This is a genomic window from Calditrichota bacterium, from assembly GCA_014359355.1.
Lineage (GTDB): Bacteria > Zhuqueibacterota > Zhuqueibacteria > JANLFK01 > Oleimicrobiaceae > Oleimicrobium.
Genome location: JACIZP010000201.1, coordinates 1 through 1,966 on the forward strand (window position 1 = coordinate 1; position 1,966 = coordinate 1,966).

The window sequence follows — 1,966 nt, forward strand, 5'->3', positions numbered from 1 at the left end:
TGACATCTCGATTTGGAAGGAGTAGCCATCTGAGCGGATGCCGTCCAGGTCAATAGCCTCCAGCACGCGTCGCCGGAAGCACTTGAAGCCACTGGTGCAATCGTGGATCTTCAAGCCTGTCACCGCGCGGACGTACTTGCTGGCTCCGATGCTCAGCATGAGCCGTTTGAGTGGCCAGCGCACCACCGTGATCCCGTCCACGTATCGCGAGCCGACCACCAGGTCACAGCCATCCTGGGCTTTCGCAAGCAGCAACTTGATCTCTTCCGGATCGTGAGAAAAGTCCGCGTCCATCTCCACCACGTAGTCAAAGTCGTGCTGCAGCGCGTACTTGAACCCCAAGACGTAAGCGCTGCCCAGCCCAAGCTTCCGCTCGCGCTGGAGGAGGTGGACCCTGTGATCTTTGGCCGCAATAGCCATGACAATCGCGGCCGTTCCGTCTGGCGAGGCGTCGTCCACCACCAACACCTCCGTGCCGGGTGGCGTTTCTGCCAGGATCCGCGGGATCAGCTTGCCAATGTTGTCCGCCTCATTGTAGGTGGGCACCACGACCAGGGTCTTCATGTCCGGCTACGCGTTTTCCGATTTTGCGGTGAGTGCCAGTGGTGAGCCTGCAGCCTCCAATTCCTCCTTGAAATGGAGCAGTGCGTCCCTTGTTCCCGAAAGACGGATGCCAAAATCCTCAAAGACTTTTTCGACAATGAGCCCCGAGCGCAGCGGCCGCGGGGCAGCCTGGTGCAAATCGGCAGTGCGCACCGGCTTGATGAGCGAGCGGTCAAGGCCAAAGACATCTGCCAGGGTCACAGCAAAGTCATAGCGGCTGACGACATCTCTTCCGGCGACATGGTAGATGCCATTTGCCTGGTCCCGCACCAGCTGCCAAAGCGCTTGGGCGAGCTCGCTGGCAAGCGTGGTGTTCCCCACCTGGTCGGTCACGACCTTGACCTCCTCGCCAGCACCAAGTTTGCGCAGCAGCCAGGTGGCAAAGTTTTCCCGCACCTTCTGCCCATGCCCATAGAGCACCATCGTCCGGACGATGGCATAGGGTACGGCACTTCCCTTTAGCACGTTTTCTGCCGCCAGCTTCGACTTGCCGTAATAACCAAGAGGGTTTGGACGCGCGGTCTCTGCGTAGGGCCCTTTGTGCCCGTCAAAGATATAGTCGGTGGAGAGGTGCAAGAGGTGCGCACCGCAGCTCTCCGCCGCCCAGGCAAGGTTCTCGGTTGCTACCACGTTGCCTTGCCAACAGGCCTCCTTCTCGGTCTCGGCGCCGTCCACGTTGTTGTAGCCCGCAGTGTGGATGACCCAAGCCGGTTTGGCACTGCTCAAGAGTCCCTTCACCGCACTGCGGTCCCGCAGATCGAGGCGGCGGTATTCGAGCGCGCCGCTCTTCCCATAGAAGGCATCTGCAAGGTCAACGCCGACCAGATCCACCTCGGCTGGCTTGTAAGCCACTATATTCTGCCCCAACAGCCCGTTGCACCCCGTGAGCAATACCTTCACGTCGCCGCACTCCTCTCCCTGTGGTTCATTCTTGATTGCGATTCCCCGTGGAGCCTGTGCAGTCCTTCGGCAATGGCCTCCACGTTTTCCGCGCCCAGCAGCGAACAGTTGATGGCCGCCACCTTGTTGGCAAAAACCGCCGCTGCCTGTGCATCGCCTTTCTCCAGATAGTGATGGAGGAACCCGGCTGCAAACGCGTCCCCGCAGCCTGTGGGATCCACCACCCGCTCCACATGGCACGCGGGCACCAACTGGCTGCGCACCCCGGTCGCTGTCTTCTCCGCGACAAACGCCCCTCTTTCTGCCAGCGTCACCAGCAGAACTTTGGCCCTTCCCTGTAATGCCTCCTGGGCAAGCCCGGCCAAGCGCTCCTGCGGCACCGGACAGTCGCACTCAAGCAGCGAGCTCGCCTCGTGCTCGTTCATCTGCACGATGTCTGCGCCAGAGACCCACTGCAGCCAAT

The 1,966-nt window shown here is 60.9% G+C and carries 3 protein-coding genes; all 3 read right to left on the minus strand.

Annotation, left to right across the window (positions count from 1 at the left end):
- On the minus strand, positions 1-564 hold a 564-nt coding region (locus tag H5U38_09020), incomplete at its 3' end, for a polyprenol monophosphomannose synthase (protein MBC7187160.1).
- Positions 565-570: 6 nt separating this feature from the next.
- Positions 571-1,503 carry a dTDP-4-dehydrorhamnose reductase gene (rfbD, locus tag H5U38_09025; GenBank protein MBC7187161.1) on the minus strand — a complete coding sequence of 311 codons (933 nt, stop codon included), beginning with the start codon at positions 1,501-1,503 and terminating at the stop codon, positions 571-573.
- Positions 1,500-1,966, minus strand: a 467-nt coding sequence (locus tag H5U38_09030; GenBank protein MBC7187162.1) for a hypothetical protein, incomplete at its 5' end; no start/stop codon positions are given. The genes rfbD and H5U38_09030, both read right to left, overlap by 4 nt.